The following is a 25,310-nucleotide window of genomic DNA, read 5'->3' on the forward strand; positions in this document are numbered from 1 at the left end:
CCGTGTCACGCGGGAGCATGACCTCATGGCCGAGACCACGGATCTCATGACGATCGGACAGTTCAGCTCGCTGAGCAGACTCTCCGTGCGCATGCTGCGTCACTACGACCTCCACGGAGTCCTCGTGCCCGCCGACGTCGACCGCGTGAGCGGGTACCGACGTTATGCGGCACGGCAGCTCCAGGATGCCGCTGACATCCGCAATCTGCGCGACGTCGGGTTCGGCGTCTCCGCCATCGGCATCCTCCTCGCCGCCCGCGACACCCCGGAATGGACGACGGCGCTGCGCCTGCAGCGCGAGTCCCTGCTCGAGGAACAGCGCGCGGCCCAGGGACGTGTCTCTCTCATCAACAGATTGCTCGACCACGGAGGAACACCCATGTCCATCACTGTCAGTCGCACCACCGTTCCCGCGATGACGCTCGCGTGCCTGCGCGGAACCGTGCCCACCTACTCCGACGAGGGCCAGCTCTGGGAGCGGATGATGCCCGCTCTCGGCGCGCAGTCGATCGCGCCGCTCGGTCCGTGCGGCGTGATCGAGCACGACGATCAGTACACCGAACGCGACGTCGACCTCTCGATCTTCGTGCCCGTCGCACCCGGCACGCGCGTCGAGGCCCCGCTCGAGCTCGTCGAGCTTCCCGCGCGCGACTGCCTCGTCGCGCGCGTGGTCGGCCCCTACGATCAGATCACCGCCGCGCACGACCTCATCAACCAACGCATCGCCGCCGACGAGCTGCGTCCGCGCAGCGACGACGCGCTGGCTGCACGCGCGTTCAACATCTACCTGAACACTCCCGCCGAGGTGGGCCCGGCCGAGCTGATCACCGAGGTCTATGAACCGCTCGCCTGAGCGGGCGCGCCGTCGCCCGAGGGGCCACCAGTCTCCGTCGGATCGGTGACCCATCGGGCGATGGCCGCCTCGACCAGCCGCGCCACGCGCTCGGGCGGATACGCCTCGGGGTCGAGCACCGCCTGAGTGGCGATGCCCAGCATCGTGGCGTGCAGCTGCTCGGCGATCGCGGCCGCATCGTCCGGGTGCGGCGACGTCTCGTCGAGGACCGCCGCCACGAGGAGCGCAAGTCTGGCGCGGCCGTCGCGATAGCGCTGCGCGTGCGCCGCCGCACGGTCGGGCTCGGCGAGCGCGGCATCCCACGAACTCACCCAGATGCGCGTCGCCGATCGTGACGGCCGATCGAGCGGCAGCATGCCGCGCAGCGCCGCCCGCAGCGCCGATCGAGCACTCTCCGACGGCGATCCCGCATCCGCGGCCCGGCGCGCGGCGAGCAGGTCGAGTGCGTAGTCGGTGAGTTCCTTCTTCGAGCGGAAGTAGTGCGTCACGGTTCCGGTCGTCGCGCCCATCTCGGCGGCGACGACACGCAGGGAAAGCCCGACGAAACCGTCGCGGTCCAGCACGCGCCAGACGGCTTCGGCCACCTCCGCTTGACGGTCGCGGCGGGTCCGCTCGGGAGGAGGCATGGGTCTAGACTGCCCGACATAACGATCGTTATGGAAGGCGTCCATGTTTCATCGAGTCCTCTCCCCCTCCGCCGAGCTGCGACCTCTGGAGCTCTGGCACGCCGACGAGTTCGCCGCGCACATGGAGCGGGCGCGCGAGCACATCCGCCCCTGGGTGGGCGCCTCGTTCGTCACGGACACCGTCGAGGGCGCCCGCGCCACGCTGCACCGCTACGCAGCGAGTGCGGCCGACGACGGCGCGCGCCTGTTCGGCATCTGGGCGGACGGGCGGCTGGTCGGCGGCGTGATGTTCGTCGCCTTCAGCGCCGCCGCCGGCCACTGCGAGATCGGATGCTGGCTCGAGCCCGCGGCCGAGGGGCGGGGACTGGTGACCGCGGCATCCCGGGTGCTCGTCGAGTATGCGCTGCGCGAGCGCGGCCTGAACCGCGTCGAGTGGCGCTGCCGGGCCGACAACGAGCGCAGCGCCGCGGTCGCGCGACGGCTGGGGATGACGCTGGACGGTACCCTGCGCGGCGCCTGGCTCAACGGCGGGGTGTTCCACGACAAGCAGGTGTGGGCACTGGTGCGCGAGGACCTCGCCCCGGCGTGAACCCGCCCGCCGGGCACATGCGGCCACCTCCGGAGCGCCGCGCTCGCCCGCGCTCGATCCGCGCAGGAGCGGGTCGTCAGCGTCGGCTTTGGCTCCCGCGGAGTCCTCCAACCAGCCCGCGTAGTGATCCGGTCCGCCCAGCAGCCAGCCCCACTCGCGACGCGCTCGCGGGAGGTCTGCGACCCACAGTTCGACGTGATGAAAGCCCGGCACGGTCACAGTCTTCCAGCGAGCGACGCAGGCGGGACGCGGCGCGCGCGATCGGCGATCTGCTCGGCCAGCTCGACCTCGACGCCCTCGGGCGCGGCGTAGTCCACGTGGAGCGCACCCTCAGCCGGTGACCGGCCCGCTCGACGCGGCCGTGGTGCCCAGGTCAGCTGCCAGGATGCGGATGTGGGCGAGGATGCGGTCGCGAAGACCGCGGACGCCGTCGATGCCCCAGTTCTCGGGGTCGAGGAACTCCCATTCGACAAGCCGCCCGCTCACCGGTCCGGGGAGAGCAAGCCGGGGCTTCATGGTGACGACGATGTCCGCCGCGGCGAGGTCTGCGGCCGTGACGGCGCGCGGAACGGCCGCGCTCGTGTCGATGCCCAACTCGCCGAGGGCGTCGGCGATGACCGGGTTGATGTGCTCGGCGGGTGAGAGTCCTCCGCTGGTCGCGTTCACCTGCCCGGGGGCGATGTGAGCGAGGAGGTGTGCGCCGAGTTGGGATCGGCCGGCGTTGTGCTGGCAGATGAACAGGACGGTGGGTGGGGTGCTCACGCGAGGACTCCTGCGGGGGTGTGGGTGCGGGACCAGGCCTGAGTGGCGACGTGGACGGCGTCCCACGGGGAGCCGAGTGGGGGCGTGTAGGAGAGGTCGAGGTCTGAGATCTGTTCGACGGTGAGCCCGGCGAACAGGGCAGTGGCGTAGGTGTCGACGCGCTTGGCGGTTTCGGTGCCGAGGCGGCCGACCAGCTGCGCGCCGAGCAGCAGGCCGCTCTGGGCGTCGCCGGTGATCCGGATGCTGATGGGCTGCGCGCCCGGGTAGTAGCGCTTGTGATCGTCGGCGGCGATCTGCGTGGTCGCGGGACGGTAGCCGGCGGCGATGGCTTCGTCCTCGCGCAGGCCGGTGCGGGAGGCGACCAGGTCGAAGACTTTCACGACCTGGGTGCCGACGGATCCCGCGAATCGGGCGGTGCCGCCGAGCGCGTTCTCCCCGGCGACGCGGCCCTGCTTGTGGGCAGTGGTGCCGAGGGGCAGGTAGGTGAGCCCGAGGAGGCGGTGGTGAGTGATGACGCCGTCGCCGGCGGCGAAGACGTGTGGCAGGCCGGTGCGCATCTGCTCGTCGACGACGACGGCGCGGCCGGGCCCGAGGGTCGCGCCGGCCTGTTCGAGGAGGGTCGTGTTGGGGCGGACGCCGACGACGGCGAGGACCAGCTGCGCGGTGTGGGTGACGGGCTGCCCGTTGCGGGTGCCGCGGACGATGAGGCCTTCGGCGGTCTTCTCGACGGTGTGGACGGTGGTGCCGGTGTGCACGAGCACGTCGTGGTCTTCGAGTTCGGTGCGGACCAGCCCGGAAAGCTCGGGGTCGAGGGTGGAGAGGACTTCGGGTCCGCGCTGCAGGACCAGCACGTGCATGCCGCGTGCGGTGAACGCTTCGGCCATTTCGAGGCCGACGTAGCCGGCGCCGATGATGATCGCCGAGCCGGGATTCTGTTCCTCGAGTTGCCGTTGCAGGGCGAACGTGTCACCCATGGAGTGGATGACGTGCAGCCCGTCGTCGGGGCCGAGGGTGTCGAGGCCGGTGATGCCGGCGTGGGCCGGGAGGGCGCCGGTGCCGACGATCAGTTCGTCGTAGCTGAGCTGTTCCTCGCGGCCGTGCTGGTCGCGGATGCTCAACCGCTGCCCGGCGACGTCGATGCCGGTGGCCAGGGTGTCCAGGCGCAGGCGCATTCCGGTGGCTTCCAGCTCCGCGTGGGTGCGGTGCGCGAGGGACTGCCATGGCTTCACGTCGCCGGAGAAGAAGTACGGGATGCCGCAGATGGAGTAGTTCGGGTAGGCGTCCGCGACCACGACGGTGACCTCGACGGTCGGGTCGAGTTCGCGGGCGCGCAGCGCGGCGGAGATGCCGGCGTCGCTGCCGCCGATGGCGACGATGTGGGTCATGAGGCTTCCTTGGGGTCGGTGAGGGTACGAGTGACGGCGAGGTCGTCCGCAGTGACGGTGGCGCGCGGGAACAACAGCACCGCGAGGGCGACACCGATGCCGGCGCCGAACAGCTGCGCAGCCAGGAACGGGAGCACCGACGTCGGGGCGATGCCCGCGAAGGTGTCGGTGAAGATCCGGCCGATGGTCACGGCGGGGTTGGCGAACGAGGTGGAACTGGTGAACCAGTACGCGGCGCCGATGTAGGCCCCGACCGCCGCAGCGATCGTCGGGGCGGTGCGGCGCGCGCGGGCCAGGCCGAAGATCAGCAGCACCAGCCCGGCGGTCGCGACGATCTCCGCGAGGAACGTCCCCGCAGTGGCGCGGGCGGTGGTGGCGATGGAGGTCGGGATCTCGAACATGGCGTTGGCGAGCATCGCCCCCAGGATCGCCCCGGCGACCTGCGCGACGATGTAGAACACCGAGAGCGGCAACGGCATGCCGGTGCCGTGCCGACGATCGAGGAGGGTGTCAGCGAGGGAGACGACGGGGTTGAAGTGCGCGCCGGAGACCGGGCCGAGCAGCAGGATCAGCACCGCAAGGCCGAGCGCGGTCGCGATCGAGTTCTCCAACAGCTGCAGGCCCGAATCGGTTGAGAGCCGCGCGGCGGCGATCCCGGAGCCGACGACGACGGTCACCAGAAGCCCGGTGCCGAGGAGCTCGGCGCCGACGCGGCGCAGCAACGCGATCGTGTTCATGGGCTCCCTCATCTTGACGACACGACTATAACTCAGTCAAGATTGAGGTAATGAAAGTTGAGCGAAATTCTCTCGAGGTGCGGGCTGCGAAACACGCCGCCCTGGCCGATCCGGCGCGGCTGCGGATGCTGGACCTGCTGTCCTTCGGAGATCTCTCTCCGACCGAGCTACTGCACGAGCTGCCGGGGATGACCTCGAACCTGCTCGCGCATCATCTGAAAGTGCTGGAGCGGGTGGGCATCGTGTCGCGGACTCGGTCCGAAGGCGACGGCCGGAGGATGTATGTGGCGCTCATCCCGGGCGCACTGGTCGAACTGGGATCGTTCGCGACGGCCGGTGCCGACCGGGTCGTGTTCGTGTGTTCGGCCAACTCGGCTCGGTCTCAGCTGGCACAGGCGCTGTGGAACGACGTCAGCGAGATCCCCGCCGTCAGCGCGGGGACGCATCCCGCAGCCGACGTGGCTACCGGTGCCGTCGCCGCCGCGGCGCGTCACGGTCTGGATCTTGCCGGCGCGGCGCCGCAGCAGATCGAAGGCTTGGTGAAGGACACGGATTTCGTGATCACGGTGTGTGACCGCGCGCACGAGGAGTTCCCCGCAGGGATGGTGCATTGGTCGGTGCCCGACCCGGTGCCGGTCGCGACGGACGAGGCGTTCGAGGCGACGTTCGCGGATCTGTCCGCGCGGGTGACGCGGTTGGCACCGCGGATACTCGCCCTGACCTGACCCTCAGCCGCCATTGCGGGTGGAGCGGCGTTCGATCGAGACGGTGTCTCGCCAGGTGCCGGCGTGTGGGCCGACGGTCATGAGCGCGACGCGTTCCCGCGTGCCGATGCGCCGGGACCCGGCCCGGTCGTGCAGGCGGAGGCTCGCGGTGTTCTCCGGGAAGATGCTCGACTGGATGGTCCAGTAGCCGGCGTCGTCGGCGACGTGGATGAACGCGTCCAGCAGCGCGGCGCCGATGCCCTGCCCGTGGTCTCGAAAGTCGCCTCACCCCCGGCGATCCCCGCAGCGAGGATCTCCTCGACCGCGGCCCAGTCCTCCGAGGTCATCGGCCGGATACGAGTCATGAGCAGCAGGAGCTGCCGTTGCCGATGTCGGTGGAGCAGACCCCCGTCGCGGGCAGGACGAGTTCGACCTGGGTGGCGGCGGGCATGTCGCCATCGATCCAGGCGACGATGGAGCGGACCTGCTCGTAACCGGTCGCGAGCAGGAAGGTCGGTGCGCGGCCATAGGACTTCATGCCGACCAGGAAGAACCCTGGCTCCGGGTGGGTGAGTTCGCGGAACCCGTGCGGTTCGACGGTGCCGCAGGAGTGTTCGTTCGGGTCGATAAGGGGCGCCAGCCGGCGCGGGGCCTCCACGATGTCATCCAGCTCCAACCTCACCTCGCGGAGCATGTCGAGGTCGGGCCGAAACCCGGTCGCGTTGACGACCAGGTCGGTGCTGTGCTGCGCGGGTTCCCCGCGCCGTGAGCCGTGCAGCACCACGCCGTCGCTGCCGCGGTGGAGGGTGGAGATCTCGAACCCGTCGACGAGGTCGATGCGCCCGGTCGCGACGAGCTGGTCGACCCGCGAGCCCAGCAGCGCGCGGTTCTCCAGCTCGTCGTCAGGGGACGAGGAGACGCGGATCGCGGAGGCGTTGCGGATCAGCCAGCTGACCCGGGTTCCCGGCGCGGTCTTCGCCAGCTCTGCCAGCGCGATCAGCGTGTTCGCGGCCGAGTGACCGGCGCCGACCACAGTGGTGTGCAGGCCCGTGAACCGGGACCGGTCCGCGCCGAGCACGTCCGGGAGAGCGTGCACGACCAGATCGCCGGCAGCCTCGACGCCGATCGGGGAGAGCCCGGATGAACCGAGCGGGTTCGGCGTCGTGTAGGTGCCGGATGCGTCGATCACGGCCCGCCCGGTGATGTCTTCCACGGACCCGTCACGGTGTCGCAGCCGCAGCAGGAACGGCGCCTGTGCGCGGCCCGCCGTGCGTGTCCGATCCATGCCCTCCCGGCTGACCGCAACGACCCGCGCCCCGAACCGGATCCGCGACCCGATCGCCTCCAGCTCCGCCAGCGGGGCAAGGTAGGCCTCCACGAGCTCGGCGCCCGTCGGGGCGTCATCCGATGCCGGAGCGACCCATCCGGCCTCCTCCAAGAGTCGCTCCGAGGCCGGATCGATCAGATGCCGCCACGGCGAGAACAGGCGCGTATGGCCCCAGAGCCTCACCGACGCCGCGACCTCATCCGCCGCCTCGAGCACGACGAAGTCGATGCCGCGCTCGGCGAGGTTTGCGGCCGCTGCGAGCCCCACCGGCCCCGCGCCGATGATCACCACGGGCAGCGTCGCGAGACGATCGCTGTGCACGGCGCGGGGAGTCAGATCCAACAGAATCACGACGTGACCTCCAAGATATCGATGTGCGTCGATGCAAGTATCGACTCATCTATCGATGACTGTCAATATCGACTATCATCGATGCATGGGTGCGATGCTCGAGGTCCACGACGTCTCCACGGTGACGTGTTGCCAGCCGCTGGTCGCCGAGCCGTTGTCGCAGCCTGACGCGGAGCAGCTGGCGCAGACGTTGAAGGCTCTTGCAGATCCGGCCCGGTTGCGTTTGCTGTCGATCGTCGCGTCCAGCCTCGACCAGGAGGCGTGCGTGTGCGACCTGATCGAGCCGATCGGGTTGTCGCAGCCGACCGTGTCGCATCATCTCAAAGTGCTCACGGATGCCGGGTTCCTGACCCGCGCGAAGCGGGGAACGTGGGCGTACTACCGTCTCGTGCCGACCGCGCTCGAGCAAGTCGCCGGGGTGCTGATCAACGCTGAGCCCAGCCGCAGCTCTGGGTAGCGGCCGTAGGCGGCGGATCGCTCCGGCCGTCATGCCGTCGCCGGAGCGAGCGCCGCAGGCGGGACGCGGCGCGCGCGATCGGCGATGTCCTCGGCCAGCTCGACCTCGACACCCTCGGGCGCGGCGTAGTCCACGTGGAGCGCGCCCTCGGCATCCCGTTCCCAGTGCACGCCGATGGTGCCCCGCGGCGTGTCGATCGAGGTGCGCGCCCAGGCGAGGCCGGCGGGCGGACGCGGGTCGACCCGCACCCGCGCCCACCCCGGGGCGAGGGAGGCGAGTCCGCCGACGACGCGGTGCATCCAGTCGGCGACAGCGCCGAACGCGTAGTGGTTGAAGCTCGTCATCTCCCCCGGGTTGACCGTTCCGTCGGGAAGGAGCGCGTCCCATCGCTCCCACACGGTGGTGGCTCCGAGGTCGACCGGGGCGAGCCACCCCGGCGTCTCGCGGTTGACGAGCAGCGCCAGCGCGTCGTCGAGATGACCGGTCGCCGTGAGGGCGTCGCACAGGTAGGGGGCACCGGCGAAACCGGCGATGACGCGGTGTCCCGACGCGCGGACGAGCTCGGCCAGCCGCTGCCCGGCCTTCGCGGCATCCGCCCCGTCGAGCACCTCGCAGACGATCGCGAGCGCATACACGGCGGGCGCATCCGAGCGCAGCCGCCCGCCGGGCTCGGCGTACGCCCGCCGGAAGTCGTCGCGCAGCCGCCGGGCGCGGGCCGCCCACCGCCTCTCATCGCCGGGACGGCCGAGCACGCTCGCGGCGCGGGACAGCATCAGGATGCTGCGGTGCAGCGCGGCCGTCGCGACCGCGCCGGGGTCAGCGATCGCCGCGAACGGGTCGTCGGGCGGAGCCGTGGGATCGAGCCAGTCCCCGAACTGGAAGTCGTCGCGCCAGACCCCGTCGGCGGAGAGCCGGCCGAGCACCCGTTCGACGTGCGCGGTCATGCTCGCCCAGCTCTCCGCGAGCACGGCGGGCTCGCCCGACGACTCCCACAGCGCCCACGGCACCCACACCGCCGCGTCGCTCCAGACGCCCACCGCCTCCGGCGGCTCCCCCGCGCGCACGCTCCACCCCGGCAGCGCATCGGGCACGACATAGGGCACCCGCCCGTCGGCATCGTCCTGCTCGCACCGAAGGTCGGTGAGCCACTCCCGGAGGAACCCGTCCATGTCGAAGAGGAAGCAGGCGGTGGGGGCGAACACGGCGATGTCGCCCGTCCATCCCAGGCGCTCGTCCCGCTGGGGGCAATCGGTGGGGATGCCGACGGTGTTGCCGCGCAGACTCCACACCACGTTGCGGTGGAAGCGGTCGAGCACCGGATCGGAGCAGGCGAAGCGTCCGGTGCGGCGCAGGTCGCTGCCGATGACGACGGCCTCCACGTCGCCCTCCACCGCGCGCCATCCCTGGATGCGCGCGTAGCGGAACCCGTGGAAGGTGAAGGCGGGCTCGACGTCGTCGTCGCCGCCGGACAGCACGACGACGTCCTCGGCGCGGGCGCTGCGCAGCGGGCGGCGGGCGAGCTCTCCGCGTTCGAGCACTTCGGCGTGCTGCACGGTGAGCCGATGGCCGCGCGGCCCCCGGACCCTCATCCGCAGCCGACCCACCAGGTTCTGTCCGAAGTCGAAGATCGTGCCGCCGCGGCCGTCGCTCCACGCCGAGATGGGGGCGACGCGTGCGGTCCGCACGATCGGGGGCCCCGCGAACGGCACGAGCCGGGAGCGGTCGAGGTGTTCCACGACGACCGGATGCGCAGCGCCGCGGCGCGTGCGCAGATCGAGGTGCTCACCGTCATAGAGGTCATCGGAGAGCGTCGCCGTGCGGACCGTCCGCCAGGCGTCGTCGGTGACGAGACGGCGCGACGAGCCGTCGTCGAAACGCAGGGTCAGCGCGGCGGCGACACCCGGCCGATCGCCGTAGAGCGCGCGGGCTCCCCTCCATCCGAGGCGACCGCAGTACCAGCCGTTGCCGGCACGCAGCTCGATCTCGTGGGAGCGCCCGGGGCCCAGCTGCGCGGTGACGTCGTAGGTCGCCACGCGCAGCCGGTGGCGGTACGCCGTCCACCCCGGCAGGAGCACGTCGGCGGTCACGGGCCGTCCGTCCAGCAGCGGCTCGACCAGACCCTCGGCCGTCACCTCCAGCACCGCCGCGGTCAGCGCGGCGCCGCCCGGCACCGAGAACGCGCGCACGAACCCCGGCGCACCGCGCCATCCCTCCGGCGCGCGGAGCACGCTCGCACCCTCCAGCATCCTTCTTCCTCCTGCCTCTCCTCGACGGGCACCACCCCCGAGAACGGACCCCGCGTCGCCCAGGACGGCGAACGACGCGGAGCCCGCTCTGCGGATGCGGGGACTCAGCCGATCGTGATGTCGCCGATCTGCACGCCCCACGATGACACGAGCCCGAACCGGACCTCGACGGCGCGCGTGCCGGCCGGCAGCGCCGCGCTGGTGATCGTGCGTTTGGTCCACCCGTTGGTCGTGGCCGTGGCCGCCGTCGCGGTGAAGGCCACCGTCGTCGCGGTGCCCGAGCCGTCGAGGGCGACGATCGTGAACGCGCTCGGCCCCTGGTTGAAGTAGAAGGTCGAGAGGGTCACGGTCTTGCCGGGCGCCGCATCCCAGCGCACCCAGCCGGGCTGGTCGTCGCTGCGCTTGATGCGCGAGGTGTCGCCGGCCATGTTGGATGCCGGAGCGGTCGTGTCCAGCATGATGTTCGCCGAGCGCGCCGTGCTGATGCTCCAGTCGTTGACCGGGTCGAAGAGCGCCGGGGCGACGGCGGGCGGCGCGGCCTCGTGGAACCCGCGGGAGGGCGCCGCGGTCGTCGACAGTGCGTTGCCGAAGAAGTCGCGCAACCCGTTGGGGCTCACGACCTGCCCGGTGGAGATCGCCGGCGAGGTCGACAGGAGCTTGTAGGCGTCGGCGACGGCGAACCCGTTGCCGGTGGTGCCCGCCGCGACGAACCGCGGGTCGGCGGTGATCTTCGTGGCATCGGCCGGCTCGCTGGCGGGGTGGTTGCCCGAGAACACGTTCGAGGCGAACGTCGCGTTCGTGCCCATGCCGGGGTACGTGTACGACCCGGTGCCGTGGTTGTCGACGATGTTGTTCACGAACGACCACTGGCCCGGCGTCGATGAGGCGCAGGCCCCGGCGTCGCCGTCGCAGTAGATGGGGTTCGCGGGCGATCCGGCGGGGATGTAGACGGTGTTGTTGTAGATCTTCACCGGTCCCGGCACGCCCCACGAGAAGGTGAAGACGCCCTTCACTCCTCCCCAGGCGTCGTTGACCGACAGGTTGTCACGCACCACCACGTCGCTCGAGTAGCCACCCATCAGGAGCAGGAAGCCGCCCTCGTTGTCGTGCGAGTAGTTGTACTGCACGCGGGTGTTCTTGCTGCCCATGTCGACGTCGAAGCCCTGACCGTCGGTGCCGTGGGTGCGGGTGCCCGACACCTCGTTGAACTGCACGAGCGTGTTCATGCCGCGCGTGGGCCACAGCCCCGCCGACGCCGGCATGTTGCCCGCATCGGTGGTGCGCTGGCCCGCCCCGCGGACGACGTTGTACTCCAGCACGGCACCGTCGGTTCCGAAGGCGAGGATGCCGTCGCTGTCGGGGTCGATCACGGTGTTGCCGCGGATGCGGACGTTCGAGGTGAGGGCGGACTGCACGATCACCGTCATGTCGGTGGTGAAGTAGCTGGCATCCCACACGACGATGCCGGTGCGGCCGACGTCGTGCACGGTGTTGTTCTCGATGAGCACCCCGTCGAAGCTCGCGCCGAGCTGGGTGGTGTCCACGACGATCCCGCCGTTGTCGTGCGCGTCGATGTCGGCGCAGTGGAAGCATCCGTTGACGTCGCTGACGACGTTGCTGCGGATCACGATCCCGCGCTGCAGGGTGTTCGCGACGGTGTTGCGCACCAGGATGCCGGAGCGGGGCGCGCCGCCCGTGGGATCGCCGAAGTTGTCGGTGCCGGAGTCGTTCGACACGTCGAGGTTCTGGATCGTCCACCAGCTCTGGTTCTGCAGCTGGACGGTGCCGCCCGACGCGAGCGACGCGCCGCTGAGGTGCGGCAGCGCGCCCGAACCGTAGGCGGAGACCGTGATGGGGGCGGACGCCGTGCCCGACCCCTGCGGAGCGAGCTGTCCCGTCCAGGCGCCGCCGCGCGCGAGCAGGATGCTGTCGCCGGCGGCGAAGGTGTGCGCGTTCACCGGAGCGAGCGACTTCCACGCGCTGGCCGGGCTGGTGCCGGCGGCGGCGTCGCTGCCGTTCACACTGTCGACGTAGTACGCGGTGGGGGCGGCCTGGGCGGGCTCGGCCGCCAGCACGCCCCCTGCGGTCGCGAGCACGACGGCGAGCGCAGTGGCCAGCGCGCGGCGGCGCGACCTGGGGCGGCGGCCCTCCGGTCGCGACATGGGCTGTTCGGTCATGGACCAATCTCCTCTCTCGTCCGCACGCACCGTTGCGCGCGGGAGCTTCGTGGCGGCGGGGCCGCATCGGTGGCGGGGGGCGACGGCGGCGGGTCTCAGTCCTTCATCCCCGCGGAGAGCCCGGCGCTGGCCAGGAGGGGACGCTGGAAGACCAGGAACAGCCCGATGGGGATCAGCGCCGAGACGACGAGGATCGCGAAGAAGGTCGTCAGGTCGTTCGTGCGCTCCAGCATCGGCAATGCGACCGAGATGGGCCGCACTTTCGGGTCGGTGAGCACCAGCGAGGGCCACAGGTAGTCCTTCCACGCGCCGATCGCGGCCAGCAGGGCGACCACACCGAGGATGGGCCGCGCCGCCGGCAGCACGACGCTCCACAGGATGCGCAGCGGCCCGGCGCCGTCGATCTCGGCCGCCTCGATGAGCTCGCGCGGGATGCCGCGGAGGTACCCGGTGACCAGCAGCACCGCGAACGCGTTGGCGCCCGCGGGCAGCCACACCGCCCAGAAGGTGTTCTGCAGCGAGATGCCGGTGCCGAACAGGTCGACCACCGTGAGGTAGAGCGGCACGAACGACACGATCGCCGGCAGGAAGACCGTCGCCAGGATGCCGGCCGACAGCAGCGGCGCCCAGCGCGGCCGCATGATCGCGATGACGTATCCCGCGCTCAGGGCCACCACGACGGTCGTGACCGCCGATCCCGCCGCCATCGCCAGCGTGTTGCCCAGCAGGCGCGCGGTGTCGACGCCGCGGAAAGCGTCGGCGTAGTGGTGCCACTCGGTCATCCGCCCGAAGACCCCGAGCGGGTCGCGCAGCACGTCGGTGGTCTCGCCGAGGGATGCCGCGACGAGCCACAGCAGCGGCCCCAACCCGGCCACGACCAGTCCGGCCAGCACGGCCGCGTGCACGCCGCGCAGCACCCACCGCGTGCGCGCGCGCCGCAGCTCCGCCGGGGTGAGCAGGCCGCCGCTCATGCCTGCCACCTCCGCGTGAGACGCAGGTAGAGCACCGACAGCACTGTGAGCGCCGCCGCCAGGAGGAGCCCGAGAGCCGTGGCCGCACCGTAGTCGGCGGAGCCGCCGAACGCGTACCGGTACATCAGCAGCAGGATCGTGAGCGTGGCGTTCTGCGGTCCGCCGGAGGTCATGAGGAAGGGCTCGGTGAACACCTGAGCCGCACCGATGAGCTGCAGCAGCAGCATGATGAGGATCATCGTGCGCATCTGGGGAAGCGTGACGTGCCAGACGCGTTGCCACACCGACGCGCCGTCGAGCGCCGCGGCCTCGTAGAGGTCGGGGCGGACGGCGGTGAGCGCGGCCAGGTAGATGAGCACGCTCGTCCCGGCCGCCGCCCACGTGGCCTGCAGCACGATCGACGGCATGGCCAGCGCGGCGTCGTTGAGCCAGGCGAACGGTCCGGCCCCGACCGTCGCCAGGATGCTGTTGAACAGCCCGGTCGGGGCGGGGTCGTACGCGAACCGCCACAGCAGGATCGCCACCACCGGCGGCACGATCACCGGGAAGTACGCCAGCGCCGCGAACAGGCCGCGGCGGCGGGCGCGGACCGTGGAGATCATGACGGCGAGGGCGAGCGGCAGGGGGAATCCGAAGACGATCGCGAGCACCGTGAACCACAGGGTGTTGCCCACCGCCTGCCCGAGCTGCGGATCGGCGAGGACGTAGGCGAAGTTGCTCCAGCCGACCCACTCGACGGCGCCCACGAACGTGGGGTGCTGCACGCTCATGAGCGCGCCGCGCACGATCGGCCACCACGAGAACACGGCGAACACGACGATCGTCGGCGCGGCGACGGCGAGCGCCGCCAGGGACGTGCGGCGACGTCGGGAACGGACGGACATCGGACTCCTCGGTGCGACGGGGACGGGTGGTGGGCTCCCCCGCCGCGGCGCGGCGAGGAGTCGTGGGGGTGCGGGGCGACGGGCGGGCTCACCGCCGCCCCGCACGGATCAGCGGGACAACAGCGCCTGAGCCGTGGAGGCGGCGCCGGACACGAGCGTGGGGATGTCCGCGCCCTGGTCGGTGATGACCGCCTGCACGACCGGGTCGAGCGTCGCGTAGATGTCCTGCCCCTTCACCGGCGGCTCCGACTGCACCTTCTGCTCGGCGACCTCGTCGAGGTAGGGGCGGAAGTTCTCGATCGGGACGTTGTTCAGATCGGAGATCCACGACAGGTACTGCTCGTAGGCCGCGGCGGTCACGACGGGCAGGCCGGGGATCGCGACGGCGGAGCCCTGTGACGCGAGTGCCTGCGCGTCGGCGCGCGCGGCATCCTTGTCGGTGTACTTGCCGAGCTCGGCGAGCTGGATCCACTCGACGGCGGCCTTCGCCTGCGCCGGCGACGCGTCGGGGCGCACGATGTCGATGGTGCCGCCCGACAGGGTCGTGGGCGCATCGCCCGCCGAGACGGTCGGCATGGCCCCGAAGCCGAAGTCGGCGCTGGGGAAGGAGAGCTGTTCGGTGAGCGGCCGGTAGGCGTCGGACTGCAGGATGAACATGCCGACCTGCTGCCCCGCGAACGCCTGCGCGAGATCGAGCGCCGCCATCAGCCCGTTGGGAGACATGCTGCCATCGATCCAGCGCATCTCGTGCAGGAGCGTCAGCGCGTCGGTGGTGGCCGCATCGTCGAAGGTGATCTCGTCTCCGGCCTCGTTCACGAGCGACCCGCCGCGCGACGCGACCTGGGCGCCGAGCACCCAGCCGCCCTGGTTGTCGGTGGTCACCTGGGCGAAGCCGGGCACGCCCGTCTTGTCCGTGATCTGCTTCGCGGCGGCGCGCACCTCGTCCCACGTGGTGGGCGGGGCGGCGGGGTCGAGGCCCGCCTTCTGGAAGAGGGCACGGTTGTAGACGAGTCCCATCGCGTAGGCCATGGTCGGCACGCCGTACTTCTTGCCGTCGGCGGAGACGAGGTCGACCAGCTGGGGGTTCAGCAGGTCGGTGACCCCGAGCTGGTCGACGGCGTCGGTCAGGTCGGCGACCTGCTTGCGCTCGATCAGTCCGCGGATCTCGGTGAAGGGCACGCCCATCACCGTCGGCAGGTCTCCGGCGGCCAGCCGTGCGGAGAAGGTCTGCGCGTCCCAGCCGTCCTCGGTGGTCGTGACGACGTAGTTCGGATGCTGCGACTTGAACGTCTCCACGAGGGAGTTGAACAGGGCGAGGCGGGCGGTCTCGGTCGCGGCGGGCTGATTGCCGATGACGATCTCGACTGGTCCGGCGGACTCGGCCGGGGTGGAGCCGGCGCCGCAGGCGGTGAGCCCGCCGACGGTCAGGGCCGTCATCGCCGCGAGAGCGGCGGCTTTCGCCCACGGGCGGGAGCGGAGTGGTCTCTTCATCGAAACTTCTCTTTCTGAGTCGGATTGCAGGCGACTCGGTGCGTGATGTACTTTGGTCGGGCCAGATGCCAAAGCGCTTTTGCACATTAGCCCGAGGGTGGCGGCGGACGCAAGACCGCAATCCGAAATCCGTGACACCCGCTGAGAGACGAGGACGACGCCGTGCTCACCCGTATCCCCACCGACGCCGTCTGGCAGCTCCGCGGAGCGTCGGGCCCCCTCCCCGACCACGTCGTCGGCCGTACCTTCGACGCCCCGGTGCCGGGCGACGTGCACATGGCGCTGCGCGACGCGCGGGCCATCGCCGACCCGTTCGACGACGACAACGAGCACCGGCTCACGTGGATCGGCGAAGCGGACTGGGAGTACCGCACCCGGCTCCCCGCCGTGACGGGCACCCCCGAGCGGATCGAGGTCGTGTTCCACGGCGTCGACACCCACGCGGACATCCTCATCGACGGCGACCCGCGCGCGCGCCTGTCGAACATGCACCGCACCTGGCGCGTCGCCGCTCCCGAGCTCGCCGAGGGCCCCGCCGAGCTGCGCGTCGCCCTGCGCTCGCCGGTCGCCGCCGCGGAGGCGGAACGCGACCGGCTCGGAGCGCGCTGGACCGTCTTCAGCACGCTGTCGCCCTTCATCCGCAAGAACGCGTGCGCGTTCGGCTGGGACTGGGGCCCGGCCCTGCCCGGGTCGGGCATCTGGCGCACCGTCGAGGTCGAGGCGTGGTCGACCGCCCGGCTCAGCGCCGTGCGGCCCACGTCGCGTCTCGCGGGCGACGACGGCGTGATCTCGCTCGACATCGAGCTGGAGCGCACCGCCGAGTCCGGGCGGCAGAGCGACCTCGGCGTGCTCGTCGAGGTCGGGGGCGCCCGCACCTGGATCGCCGCGCCCGCGCACTCCGACCGCCTCCGGGGCGAGCTCGTCGTGCCGCACCCCGCCCGCTGGTGGCCGACCGGCATGGGGGCACCCGCGCTGCACGAGCTCACCGTGACGCTCGTCGACGCGCACGGCGCCGCACTGGACGTCTGGACGCGGCGGATCGGGTTCCGCGATCTCGTGGTCGATCAGACCGAGGATGCAGAGGGTCGCAGCTTCGGCCTGACGGTCAACGGGGTGCCGATGTTCGTCCGGGGCTTCAACTGGATCCCCGACGACACCTCGCCCGCCCGCGTCACGAGCCGGGACATCCGCCGTCGGATCGCCGAGACGCTCGACCTCGGCGCGAACCTGCTGCGCGTGTGGGGCGGCGGCGTGTTCGAGTCGGACGAGTTCTACACCGCGTGCGACGAGGCCGGCATCCTCGTGTGGCAGGACTTCCTCTTCGCCTGCGCGGCGTATCCCGAGGAGGAGCCCTTCGCCGGCGAGGTCGAGGCGGAGGCGCGCGAGAACATCACCCGGCTGATGCCGCACCCCAGCCTCGCGCTCTGGAACGGCAACAACGAGAACCTGTGGTTCTGGTTCCTGCACGACTGGGAGCACGTGCTGGACGGCGCGAGCTGGGGCGAGACGTTCTACGTCGACCTCCTCCCCCGACTCGTCGCCGAGCTCGACCCCTCGCGGGCCTATCTCGTGGGCAGCCCGTCGTCGGGCGGACGGTGGGACGATCCCAACGATCCCTCCCGCGGCGTGGTGCACTGGTGGATCCCCGACGACTACCGCGCCTACGACGACGTACGCCCGCGGTTCGTCTCGGAGTTCGGGTTCCAGGGACCCCCGGCCCGCGCGACCTTCGACGCGGTCGTCCACGACGAGCGGCCGGCACCCTTCTCGGCGGGGACCATCCAGCGCCAGAAGGCGGCCGGCGGCACGGAGCGCATCAACGACGTGCTCGACGCCCATTTCGGCGTGCCGACCGACTTCGACGAGTGGTACTGGCTCGCCCAGCTCGATCAGGCGCGCGCCGTGCGCTACGGCGTCGAGCGGTTCCGCACTCTCGAGCCCTTCTGCCGCGGCACGATCGTGTGGCAGCTGAACGACTGCTGGCCCGCGCTCTCGTGGTCGATGATCGACGTCGCCGACCGCTACAAGCCGGTCGCCTACGCCGTGCGCGAGGCCTACCGCCCGCGCATCGTCGTCCTGCGGCACGAGGCCGACGGACCCACCCTGTTCGCGTGCAACAGCACACCCGAGCCGTGGGACGCGGTCGTCGACGTGCAGCGTTGGACGCGTGGTGCGCTCTCGGGGCAGACCGAGGCCACCGCGCACGTGCCGGCGCACACGGCGATCGCCGTGCCGATGCACGCCCTCGCCGCCGACCTCGGTGGCGACGAGCTGCTCGTCGCGACGGTGCTCACCCCGACGGATGCCGACACCGGCGCACCCGAGGCGTCCGGCGCACCCGGCGCGTCCGGGGCGCGCGCGTCGCGGAGCGTCCTGCTCGGCGAGACGGATCGCGTCCACCCCGACCCGGAGCCGCGGTTCGACGTGGAGGTGGACGCGGTGCCCGCGGGGGTGTCGGTGCACCTCACCGCGCGCACGCTGCTGCGCGACGCCACCCTGCTCGTCGATCAGATCGACCCCGACGCGCACGCCGAGCGCACCCTCGAGACGCTGCTGCCCGGCGAGACTGTGGCGTGGACGATCCGCACCGCCGCGCCGGACGCGTTCACGCCCGCGGCGGTGCGTGCCGCGCTGCGCACCGCCCGCGCCGCGACGAGCCCGAACGCCGGCTACCGCGGTCTCGCGCAGCTGGAGGCGGAGAAGCTCGCGCGAGCGGACGCATCCTGACGGCGGCCGGGGCGTCTCACGCCCCGGCCGTCACACCGCGGCGAGCGCGTCGAGCAGAAGCGCCCACCGCGGGTCCTGGCCGGGCGGCGGAAAGGTCATCCGCTGTCCCACGAAGGCGAAGCCGGTGCGCGAGGGGGCGTGGGCGAAGGCGAGCCGGCCGCCCATGCCGGAATGACCGAACGAGCCGTCGCCGAGCATGCGGTTCAGAGCGTGCGAGATCTCGAACCCCAGCCCCCACCGCACGGTCGCGGCGGCGCCGGGAAGGCACAGCGGCTCGCGGATGCCGCCGAGCCAGTCGCGTGACACCAGGCCGACGGTGTCGTCGTCGAGCAGACGCACCCCGTCGACCGGCGCGACGCACGCCCCGTACACCCGGGCGAGGGCGCGTGCGTCCGCGACCAGACCGCCCCCGGGAACGAGCGCGCGTCGGAAGGGGAGGCCGTTGACCCGCTCGGTGCCCAGCATCCCGTCGACCCGTTCGAACAACGGGACGATCTGCACCGTGCTGCGGAAGGCGGCCGCGCAGGCCGCGCCGGTCGACTCCGGCGTACCGGCCGGCACGGGCGGCGGCACGATCGGCTCCATGAGGGCGGGGAGGTAGCGACGGTCCTCGTCTGCCGGCAGCCCGAGCCAGAGCGCCGCACCCAGCGGATCGGCGACCCGTTCGCGCAGCAGGGTCGCCGCGTCGTCCCCGGTGACGCGGCGGAGCAGCTCGGCGGCGATGACCCCGTAGCTGAGCACGTGGTAGACACGAGCGCTGCGGGGGGCGTAGTCGGGCGGCGCCGCCGCCACCCGGGCGGCGAGGGCGAGCGGATCGAGGAGGTCCTCGGGCTCGCGGATCGGCAGGGTGGGCATGCCCGCGACGTGCGTCAGGACGTCGGCGACGGTGATGCGCTCCTTGCCGGCTGCGGCGAACTCCGGCCAGTAGTGCGCGACGGGGAGCGCGGGATCGAGCGCACCGGCCTGCACCTGCTGTGCCACGAGCAGGGCCACCATGCCTTTCGCCGCGGAGAACGCCAGCGTGGCGCTCTCACGCTCCCACGCCCGCCCCGAGAGGGGGTCGGCGCCGCCCCACAGGTCGACCACCGTCTCCCCGTCGACGACGATCGAGAGCGCCGCACCGGCGGCATCGCTCTCGAGCACGCGCGCGAACGCCTCGGCCACCCCGGCATAGGCGGGATGGACGTGGCCGTGGGCCGGGGCGGTCGCGCGGGGGTGGATGCGGGGGGTCTGCGGGTCGTCCGTCACGCCGCCAGTCTACTGCCGAAGCGCTTTGGCATAAGATGGGCGGCACAAGCGCCACCGCTTGCGAGAGGATGTGCCCATGCCGCAGAGATCCGCGCGCCTGGCCGACGTCGCCCGGGCCGCAGGGGTGTCCGTGCCCACGGCCTCCCAGGTGATGAACGACACCGGGCGCGTCGCCGAGGCGACCCGACAGCGTGTCCTGGATGCCGCGCGCGACCTCGACTACCGGCCGAACGCTCTGGCCCGCAGCGTCGCCCTCGGACGCAGCCGCACCATCGGCGTGCTCGCCGAGAACGCCGCGGGCGCGTTCTGCATGCCGGTGCTGATCGGCATCAACCGCGCCCTCAGCGACCACGACCTGGCGAGCATCCTCTACGACGCGCGCCACGATCCGCAGCGGCGCCACCAGCACGTGCGGCACATGCTCGATCGGCAGGTCGACGGCATCATCGTGATCGGCGAGGGTCCCGACGTCCCGATCGCCGACATCGGCGCGAGCGACTCCCACCCCGTCGTGCACGCGTTCGGCCCGCACGAGCCCGACCGGGCGGTGAGCGTCCACCCCGACGAGCACGCCGGAGGGGCGCTGGCGGCCCGGACCCTCCTCGAGGCCGGCCGGCGGCGCATCGCCCACGTCACGGCGGCGGCCGCGTTGCCGTCGGTGCGGGAGCGCGCGGACGGCTTCACCGCAGCCGTGCACGCGGCGGGACGAGAGCCCGCGGTGATCCTGCATGGCGAGTTCAGCCGCGACTGGGGGCACCGCGCCGCCGAGCTGCTGCTCGCGCAGGCGCCCGACACCGACGCCGTCTTCGCCGGCAGCGACGCCATCGCGATCGGTCTGGCGGCGGGCCTGGAAGCCGCCGGCGTGCGGGTGCCCGACGACATCGCGATCATCGGCTACGACCACGTCGCCGGCTACGGCGAGGATGCCGACCCGTACCTCGCGTCGATCGATCCGCGGCTCACGGCCGTGGGCGAGCGCGCGGCGCAGTACCTCATCGCCGCCCTGGACGAGGACGACACCGCGGATGCCGCCCCCATCGCTCCCGCCTACGCCCCGGGGGCGACGGTCCGCGGCGGGGACGCCGCCCGCCTGCACCTGGTGGAGACGCTGCTGCGGACGGTGACCGCGCCGCCGGTGCGCGGAACCTCGTCGTCCACGCCCGACGCCGACCCGCGATGAGCGCCCTGAGCTACACGGCCCCGTTCCCCTCGGCCGATGTCGAGGTGGTCGGCGCACTCGGCTTCGCGCCGGGGAGGTACGGGGTGCGCCCGCGGCGGCTGCCGGAGTGGACGCGGCCGCAGATCCCCGACCCCGGCTTCGACTTCGTGGTGGGCATGACCTCGGGCGTGCGCGTGGCCACGTCGACCACGGCAGGCGCGATCGCCGTCGAGCTCGTCGTGATCGGGATCGCCCCCGGAGCGCCCGCAATCGTCGAGCTCGTCGTCGACGGCGAGCGCCGAGGCTCCGTCTCGGTCCCCGTCCAGGCGCAGACCCTCGTCGCCGCGGACGGGGCGCTCACCCAGGAGCGTCCCCCCGTGACGGTCTCCTTCGCCCTTCCTGCACCCGGCCGCGGCGCGCGCGCCGTCGAGGTGTGGCTGCCGCACACCACAGCCGTGGAGCTCGTGGCGCTGCGCGCCGACGCGCCTCTCGCGCCGCCCCGCGACGCCCGGCCCGTGTGGCTGCACCACGGTTCGTCCATCAGCCAGTGCGGCGAGGCCTCCGCGCCCACCCGGACGTGGCCGGCGGTGGCCGCGACGGCGGGCGCGGTGAGCCTGCGCAGCCTCGGCTTCAGCGGCAACGCCGTGGGCGATCCCTTCGTGGCACGGACGATCCGCGACCACCCCGCCGACGCCATCAGCATCGAGATCGGCGTCAATGTCGTCAACGGCGATCTCCTGCGCCGGCGCCTTTTCGAACCCGTGCTGCACGGCGTGCTCGACACGATCCGGGACGGCCACCCCGACACGCCGCTCGTCGCGATCGGGCCGATCCCCTGCCCGTCCCTGGAGCGGATGCCGGGTCCGACCGTGATCGACCCCGCGACGGGCCAGGCGGTGAGCGCCGGCGACGCGCGGGAGCTCGAGCGCGGCGGGATGAGCCTCGCGATCGTCCGCGAGGCCTGGGGGAACGTGCTGGCCGCTCGCGCCGACGACCCGCGGCTGTTCTGGCTCGACGGTCGTGCGCTGCTGCCCGACAGCGAGATCGGCGACCTCGACGACGGTCTGCATCCCAACGCGGCGGCCTACGAGCGCATGGGCGCCCGGTTCGCCGACTACGCGTTCGCGCCCGACGGCCCGTTCGCCGCCGTCGGGCAACGCCGCGCCTGAGCCCACGCGGACAGCGCACTCCGGACCTCCGGAGTGCGCTGTCCGCGTGGGCGGAGCCGCGGGCTAGGCCCGGATGAAGGCGAGGATGTCGGGGTTGATGACCTCCGCGTGGGTCGTCAGCATGCCGTGGGGGTAGCCCTCGTAGATCTTGAGGGTCGAGTTCTGCAGGAGCTCGTGCTGCTTGAGCGCGGCATCCTTGTACGGCACGACCTGGTCGTCGTCGCCCTGGAGCACCAGGACGGGCACGGTGATCGACGTCAGGTCGTCGGTCTGGTCGGTCTCGGAGAAGGCCGCGATGCCGAGGTAGTGGGCCTGCGCGCTGCCGGTCATCCCCTGCCGCCACCAGTTGGCGATGACGGGCTCGGACACCGTCGCACCCTCGCGGTTGAAGCCGTAGAACGGCCCGGACGCGACCGCCTGGTAGAACTCCGCGCGGTTCGCCGCGAGCGCGCTGCGGAAACCGTCGAAGACGGAGAGCGGCGTGCCCTCGGGGTTCGCCGCGGTCTGCACCATCAGCGGCGGAACCGAGGAGACGAGCACGGCCTTGGCGACGCGCCCCTGGGGTTCGCCGTACCGGGCGACGTACCGCGCGACCTGACCGCCGCCGGTCGAATGTCCGACGTGAATCGCGTTGCGGAGGTCGAGGTGCTCGACCACGGCGCTCGCGTCGCTGGCGTAGTGGTCCATGTCGTGACCGGTGGCGATCTGCGAGGACCGTCCGTGACCACGGCGGTCGCTGGCGACGACGCGGTAGCCCGCGTTCAGGAAGAAGAGCATCTGCGCGTCCCAGTCGTCGGAGGACAGCGGCCAGCCGTGGTGGAACATGATGGGCTGGGCGTCACGGGGACCCCAGTCCTTGAAGTAGATTTCCGCGCCATCTTCCGTCGTCACAAAAGACATGGTCGACCTCCAGGGTTATGTGATCCCGAGGCGGTCTCGGGACGACGATCCGGTGTTCCCGACTGCTGATCGAGCCGGGAGCGCGTTCACGATAACGCCGGACGAGAACCGCGGCGCTCCTACTTTTGTTCAGACTCTGGGAGGGCTCCCGCAGGCCGGCCCGCCCGCGTTTCGACATCTGTCCTGTGACAGCGGGCCCGCACGCGCGTACCGTCTGGCGCAGGGGAACAACGTCCGACCGATGCGAAGAGGAGCCGACGATGGGCTACGTCGAACACCATCCGAAGAGCGTCCTCGGCGCCGGCACCGCGGCGCCGGACTTCACGCTGCACCGCACGCCGGAGGACACCGTCACCCTGTCGAGCCTTCGCGGACAGCCGGTGGTGCTCATCTTCTACCCCGCCGACTGGAGCGCGGTGTGCGGCGACGAGCTCAATGTCGTCAACGCGGCGATGCCCCTTCTCACCGCCCACGGCGCGGCGGTGTTCGGCGTCTCCGTCGACGGCGTCTGGTCGCATCGGGCCTTCGTCGCGGATCGCGGCTTCACCTTCGCCCTGCTCAGCGACTTCGAGCCGAAGGGGCAGGTGTCCCGGCGCTACGGCGCCTACGACTTCCACACCGGCACGAGCACGCGTGCGCTGTTCGTCATCGACTCCTCGGGCGTCATCGCCTGGAGCTACCTGTCGCCCATCGACGTGAACCCGGGCGTCGACGGCGTCCTCGACGCGCTCGACGCCCTGGCATCGCCCACCACGCCCTCCCCCTGAGATCGGACCCGCCATGTCCCACCTTCGCATCCCCGTCTCCGACCACGACCACAGCTTCGGCCCGCCGGACGCCCCGGTGACGCTGGTCGAGTACGGCGACTACCAGTGCCCGTACTGCGGCCAGGCCTTCCCGATCGTGAAGCAGCTGCTGCACGAGTACGACGGGAAGATCCGATTCGTCTTCCGCAACTTCCCCCTCGCGCAGATCCACCCCGAGGCCGTCGACGCCGCCTTCGTCGCGGAGTTCGCCGCGGAGCACGGCGAGTTCTGGCAGGCGCACGACCTGCTCTACGAGAACCAGATCGACCTCGGCCCTCAGCTCTATCAGCGCATCTGCGAGGCGCTCGGCCTCGCCGTCGCCGATCTGGGGAAGGCGGCCGCGGAGGACCGGTACACCGCTCGGATACGGGCCGACGAAGAGGGCGGCATCCGCAGCGGGGTCAACGGCACCCCCACCTTCTTCCTCAACGGCGCCCTCGTGGAGGCCGGCACGGCAGGACTGGCGGAGGCGATCAGGTCGGCGCTCGCCGGCCACGGAAGCGGGTCCTGACCCATGGCGCAGCGGGCCACCCCGCTCGGGCTGCCGCAGATCTCGCACGGGGCGGGGTTCTGGGTCGTCGCGAGCGCCTTCGTCCTCGTGATGGCCTACGCGACCGTCCCGACCCCGCTGTACCCGCTGTATCAGGAGCGCGACGGCTTCCCCGTCGCCGTCATCACGCTCGTCTTCGCCGCGTTCGCGGTGGGTGTCGTGCTCAGCCTGTTCCTCCTCGGGCACGTGAGCGACTGGATGGGCCGGCGAAGGATGCTGACGGTGGCGATTCTGGTCGCCGCGCTCTCCGCCGGCATGTTCCTGCTCTGGACGGAGGTTCCGGGCCTCTTGGCGGCGCGGCTCGTGAACGGGGCGAGCGTCGGAATCCTCACCGCGACGGCGACCGCCCACCTCGGCGAGCTGCGCACCCACGCCCGACCCACCGAGAGCGTCGTCGTCGCGGCGTCGGTCGCTGGCGCCGCCAATCTGGGCGGCCTGGCGCTCGGTCCGCTGATCGGCGGACTCTTCGCCGAGTTCCTCCCCGATCCGCTCGTCCTCCCGCACGCCGTGTTCCTCGTCCTGCTCATCGTCGCGGCGATCGCCGTCAGCTGCGTCCCCGAGACGGTGCCGGAGCCGGAGGAGCGTCGGCGCTATCGGCCGCAACGCATCGCCGCTCCCCCGCGCGGGCGCGCCGCGTTCGTGGCCGCCGGTTTCGGGGCGTTCGCGGGCTTCGCCCTGTTCGGGCTGTTCACCTCGCTCGCGCCCACCATCCTCATCGCGACGTTCGATCAGCACGACCACCTCCTCGCCGGCATCGCGGCGTCCTGCGTCTTCGCCGCGGCGGCGATCGGCCAAGCGGCACTCGCCGCGGTCCCGCTGCGCATCCAGCTGACCATCGCGGCCGTGTGCTGCGCGGTCGGGCTGGCATCCGTCGCCGTCGGCGCGTTCGCTCCCTCGCTCGGCGTCTTCCTGGTCGGCGGCGTCGTGTCGGGCGTCGGCGTCGGTGTGCTGTTCAAGTCCGCCATCGCCACCGCCGCGGGGCTGGCCGAGTCGGGCCGCCGCGGGGAGACCCTCGCGCTCATCTTCCTGGTGGCGTACTGCGGGCTGGCCCTTCCGGTGCTGGCGATCGGGGTGAGCCTCACCGTCGCCCCGCAGGCGATCGTGCTCCTCGTCTTCTCCGCCGCCGTGCTGGTGGCGACCGTCTCCGCGGCGCTGGTCATGCGCCGCGCGGCGGCATCCGGCGCGTGAGAG

23 protein-coding genes are annotated in these 25,310 nt (G+C 71.8%); 10 read left to right on the forward strand and 13 right to left on the reverse strand.

Annotation, left to right across the window (positions count from 1 at the left end; all coding sequences use genetic code 11):
• The first annotated feature begins 25 nt into the window (after positions 1–25).
• Complete coding sequence (locus KY498_RS06040) at positions 26–853, forward strand: GyrI-like domain-containing protein (RefSeq protein WP_191008261.1); 828 nt, start codon at positions 26–28, stop codon at positions 851–853.
• Here the strand turns inward: KY498_RS06040 and KY498_RS06045 are convergent.
• On the reverse strand, positions 835–1,524 hold the full coding sequence (locus KY498_RS06045; protein WP_219879553.1) for a TetR family transcriptional regulator C-terminal domain-containing protein: 690 nt from the start codon (positions 1,522–1,524) through the stop codon (positions 835–837). The genes KY498_RS06040 and KY498_RS06045 overlap by 19 nt on opposite strands.
• Between KY498_RS06045 and KY498_RS06050 the strand changes: the two genes are divergently transcribed.
• Positions 1,523–2,068 carry a GNAT family N-acetyltransferase gene (locus KY498_RS06050; RefSeq protein ID WP_060960071.1) on the forward strand — a complete coding sequence of 182 codons (546 nt, stop codon included), beginning with the start codon at positions 1,523–1,525 and terminating at the stop codon, positions 2,066–2,068. The two genes, KY498_RS06045 and KY498_RS06050, sit on opposite strands and share 2 nt — an antisense overlap.
• Positions 2,069–2,398: 330 nt before the next feature.
• Here KY498_RS06050 and KY498_RS06055 read toward each other — a convergent pair whose 3' ends face one another.
• Genes KY498_RS06055 through KY498_RS06065 form a run of 3 tightly spaced genes read right to left on the reverse strand, consistent with a single transcriptional unit; the run spans position 2,399 to position 4,952 of the window.
• Complete coding sequence (locus KY498_RS06055) at positions 2,399–2,830, reverse strand: low molecular weight phosphatase family protein (protein ID WP_060960072.1); 432 nt, start codon at positions 2,828–2,830, stop codon at positions 2,399–2,401.
• Positions 2,827–4,215 carry an FAD-dependent oxidoreductase gene (locus tag KY498_RS06060; protein ID WP_191008260.1) on the reverse strand — a complete coding sequence of 463 codons (1,389 nt, stop codon included), beginning with the start codon at positions 4,213–4,215 and terminating at the stop codon, positions 2,827–2,829. The genes KY498_RS06055 and KY498_RS06060 overlap by 4 nt, the downstream gene beginning before the upstream one ends.
• The gene (locus KY498_RS06065) at positions 4,212–4,952 is read right to left on the reverse strand and encodes an aquaporin (protein ID WP_060960074.1); all 741 of its coding nucleotides are present in this window, start codon (positions 4,950–4,952) and stop codon (positions 4,212–4,214) included. The genes KY498_RS06060 and KY498_RS06065 overlap by 4 nt, the downstream gene beginning before the upstream one ends.
• A gap of 50 nt (positions 4,953–5,002) precedes the next feature.
• On the opposite strand from KY498_RS06065, the gene KY498_RS06070 reads away from it, so the two are divergent.
• Complete coding sequence (locus KY498_RS06070; protein ID WP_061782091.1) at positions 5,003–5,677, forward strand: helix-turn-helix domain-containing protein; 675 nt, start codon at positions 5,003–5,005, stop codon at positions 5,675–5,677.
• Positions 5,678–5,680: 3 nt separating this feature from the next.
• Here KY498_RS06070 and KY498_RS16515 read toward each other — a convergent pair whose 3' ends face one another.
• Together KY498_RS16515 and KY498_RS06075 are read right to left on the reverse strand one after the other, a co-directional pair.
• Complete coding sequence (locus KY498_RS16515; protein WP_375140955.1) at positions 5,681–5,914, reverse strand: GNAT family N-acetyltransferase; 234 nt, start codon at positions 5,912–5,914, stop codon at positions 5,681–5,683.
• 103 nt (positions 5,915–6,017) lie between these two features.
• A complete protein-coding gene (locus KY498_RS06075) occupies positions 6,018–7,334 on the reverse strand; it encodes an FAD-dependent oxidoreductase (RefSeq protein WP_060960076.1) in 1,317 nt (438 codons plus the stop codon).
• An 85-nt stretch (positions 7,335–7,419) separates the two neighbouring features.
• On the opposite strand from KY498_RS06075, the gene KY498_RS06080 reads away from it, so the two are divergent.
• Positions 7,420–7,791: a metalloregulator ArsR/SmtB family transcription factor gene (locus tag KY498_RS06080; protein WP_060960077.1), complete on the forward strand. Its 372-nt coding sequence runs from the start codon at positions 7,420–7,422 to the stop codon at positions 7,789–7,791.
• A gap of 29 nt (positions 7,792–7,820) precedes the next feature.
• Here the strand turns inward: KY498_RS06080 and KY498_RS06085 are convergent, their stop codons facing one another.
• The 5 genes from KY498_RS06085 to KY498_RS06105 form a co-directional block, all read right to left on the reverse strand.
• Positions 7,821–10,037 (reverse strand): alpha-L-rhamnosidase, encoded by a 2,217-nt coding sequence (locus KY498_RS06085; RefSeq protein ID WP_061782090.1) that lies wholly within the window; start codon positions 10,035–10,037, stop codon positions 7,821–7,823.
• Between the two features lie 104 nt (positions 10,038–10,141).
• Complete coding sequence (locus KY498_RS06090) at positions 10,142–12,214, reverse strand: right-handed parallel beta-helix repeat-containing protein (RefSeq protein WP_191008258.1); 2,073 nt, start codon at positions 12,212–12,214, stop codon at positions 10,142–10,144.
• Between the two features lie 95 nt (positions 12,215–12,309).
• On the reverse strand, positions 12,310–13,185 hold the full coding sequence (locus KY498_RS06095) for a carbohydrate ABC transporter permease (RefSeq protein ID WP_191008257.1): 876 nt from the start codon (positions 13,183–13,185) through the stop codon (positions 12,310–12,312).
• Positions 13,182–14,069 (reverse strand): carbohydrate ABC transporter permease, encoded by an 888-nt coding sequence (locus KY498_RS06100; protein WP_101305906.1) that lies wholly within the window; start codon positions 14,067–14,069, stop codon positions 13,182–13,184. The genes KY498_RS06095 and KY498_RS06100 overlap by 4 nt, the downstream gene beginning before the upstream one ends.
• Positions 14,070–14,177: 108 nt before the next feature.
• Positions 14,178–15,560 (reverse strand): ABC transporter substrate-binding protein, encoded by a 1,383-nt coding sequence (locus tag KY498_RS06105; RefSeq protein WP_191008256.1) that lies wholly within the window; start codon positions 15,558–15,560, stop codon positions 14,178–14,180.
• A 162-nt stretch (positions 15,561–15,722) separates the two neighbouring features.
• Here KY498_RS06105 and KY498_RS06110 point away from each other — a divergent pair, with 162 nt between their 5' ends.
• Entirely contained in the window at positions 15,723–18,287 is a 2,565-nt protein-coding gene (locus KY498_RS06110; RefSeq protein ID WP_191008255.1) for a glycoside hydrolase family 2 protein, read from the forward strand.
• A gap of 30 nt (positions 18,288–18,317) precedes the next feature.
• Here the strand turns inward: KY498_RS06110 and KY498_RS06115 are convergent, their stop codons facing one another.
• Positions 18,318–19,535, reverse strand: a complete 1,218-nt coding sequence (locus KY498_RS06115; RefSeq protein ID WP_191008254.1) for a serine hydrolase domain-containing protein — start codon at positions 19,533–19,535, stop codon at positions 18,318–18,320.
• Between the two features lie 76 nt (positions 19,536–19,611).
• Between KY498_RS06115 and KY498_RS06120 the strand changes: the two genes are divergently transcribed.
• Together KY498_RS06120 and KY498_RS06125 are read left to right on the forward strand one after the other, a co-directional pair.
• A complete protein-coding gene (locus KY498_RS06120; protein ID WP_191008253.1) occupies positions 19,612–20,715 on the forward strand; it encodes a LacI family DNA-binding transcriptional regulator in 1,104 nt (367 codons plus the stop codon).
• Positions 20,712–21,863, forward strand: coding sequence for a GDSL-type esterase/lipase family protein (locus KY498_RS06125; RefSeq protein ID WP_191008252.1), 1,152 nt, complete (start codon positions 20,712–20,714; stop codon positions 21,861–21,863). The genes KY498_RS06120 and KY498_RS06125 overlap by 4 nt, the downstream gene beginning before the upstream one ends.
• A 63-nt stretch (positions 21,864–21,926) precedes the next feature.
• Here the strand turns inward: KY498_RS06125 and KY498_RS06130 are convergent, their stop codons facing one another.
• The gene (locus KY498_RS06130) at positions 21,927–22,763 is read right to left on the reverse strand and encodes an alpha/beta fold hydrolase (RefSeq protein WP_101305900.1); all 837 of its coding nucleotides are present in this window, start codon (positions 22,761–22,763) and stop codon (positions 21,927–21,929) included.
• A gap of 260 nt (positions 22,764–23,023) precedes the next feature.
• On the opposite strand from KY498_RS06130, the gene KY498_RS06135 reads away from it, so the two are divergent.
• Genes KY498_RS06135 through KY498_RS06145 form a run of 3 tightly spaced genes read left to right on the forward strand, consistent with a single transcriptional unit; the run spans position 23,024 to position 25,307 of the window.
• Positions 23,024–23,530: a redoxin domain-containing protein gene (locus KY498_RS06135; protein WP_060960089.1), complete on the forward strand. Its 507-nt coding sequence runs from the start codon at positions 23,024–23,026 to the stop codon at positions 23,528–23,530.
• A gap of 13 nt (positions 23,531–23,543) precedes the next feature.
• Positions 23,544–24,080, forward strand: coding sequence for a thioredoxin domain-containing protein (locus KY498_RS06140; protein WP_060960090.1), 537 nt, complete (start codon positions 23,544–23,546; stop codon positions 24,078–24,080).
• A gap of 3 nt (positions 24,081–24,083) precedes the next feature.
• A complete protein-coding gene (locus tag KY498_RS06145; protein ID WP_191008251.1) occupies positions 24,084–25,307 on the forward strand; it encodes an MFS transporter in 1,224 nt (407 codons plus the stop codon).
• The last annotated feature ends 3 nt before the right edge of the window (positions 25,308–25,310 follow it).

This window comes from Microbacterium sp. PAMC21962, from assembly GCF_019443465.1.
In the GTDB taxonomy this organism is placed as follows: Bacteria; Actinomycetota; Actinomycetes; order Actinomycetales; family Microbacteriaceae; genus Microbacterium; species Microbacterium hominis.

Coding starts and splice junctions, on each gene's coding strand:
- KY498_RS06135 (WP_060960089.1), top strand. CDS start 23,024: ATGGGCTACGTCGAACACCATCCGAAGAGCGTCCTCGGCGCCGGCACC.
- KY498_RS06070 (WP_061782091.1), top strand. CDS start 5,003: ATGAAAGTTGAGCGAAATTCTCTCGAGGTGCGGGCTGCGAAACACGCC.
- KY498_RS06045 (WP_219879553.1), bottom strand. CDS start 1,524: ATGGACGCCTTCCATAACGATCGTTATGTCGGGCAGTCTAGACCCATG.
- KY498_RS06060 (WP_191008260.1), bottom strand. CDS start 4,215: ATGACCCACATCGTCGCCATCGGCGGCAGCGACGCCGGCATCTCCGCC.
- KY498_RS06145 (WP_191008251.1), top strand. CDS start 24,084: ATGGCGCAGCGGGCCACCCCGCTCGGGCTGCCGCAGATCTCGCACGGG.
- KY498_RS06080 (WP_060960077.1), top strand. CDS start 7,420: ATGGGTGCGATGCTCGAGGTCCACGACGTCTCCACGGTGACGTGTTGC.
- KY498_RS06085 (WP_061782090.1), bottom strand. CDS start 10,037: ATGCTGGAGGGTGCGAGCGTGCTCCGCGCGCCGGAGGGATGGCGCGGT.
- KY498_RS06095 (WP_191008257.1), bottom strand. CDS start 13,185: ATGAGCGGCGGCCTGCTCACCCCGGCGGAGCTGCGGCGCGCGCGCACG.
- KY498_RS06065 (WP_060960074.1), bottom strand. CDS start 4,952: ATGAACACGATCGCGTTGCTGCGCCGCGTCGGCGCCGAGCTCCTCGGC.
- KY498_RS06120 (WP_191008253.1), top strand. CDS start 19,612: ATGCCGCAGAGATCCGCGCGCCTGGCCGACGTCGCCCGGGCCGCAGGG.
- KY498_RS06090 (WP_191008258.1), bottom strand. CDS start 12,214: ATGACCGAACAGCCCATGTCGCGACCGGAGGGCCGCCGCCCCAGGTCG.
- KY498_RS06125 (WP_191008252.1), top strand. CDS start 20,712: ATGAGCGCCCTGAGCTACACGGCCCCGTTCCCCTCGGCCGATGTCGAG.
- KY498_RS06100 (WP_101305906.1), bottom strand. CDS start 14,069: ATGTCCGTCCGTTCCCGACGTCGCCGCACGTCCCTGGCGGCGCTCGCC.
- KY498_RS06140 (WP_060960090.1), top strand. CDS start 23,544: ATGTCCCACCTTCGCATCCCCGTCTCCGACCACGACCACAGCTTCGGC.
- KY498_RS06105 (WP_191008256.1), bottom strand. CDS start 15,560: ATGAAGAGACCACTCCGCTCCCGCCCGTGGGCGAAAGCCGCCGCTCTC.
- KY498_RS06050 (WP_060960071.1), top strand. CDS start 1,523: ATGTTTCATCGAGTCCTCTCCCCCTCCGCCGAGCTGCGACCTCTGGAG.
- KY498_RS06130 (WP_101305900.1), bottom strand. CDS start 22,763: ATGTCTTTTGTGACGACGGAAGATGGCGCGGAAATCTACTTCAAGGAC.
- KY498_RS06040 (WP_191008261.1), top strand. CDS start 26: ATGGCCGAGACCACGGATCTCATGACGATCGGACAGTTCAGCTCGCTG.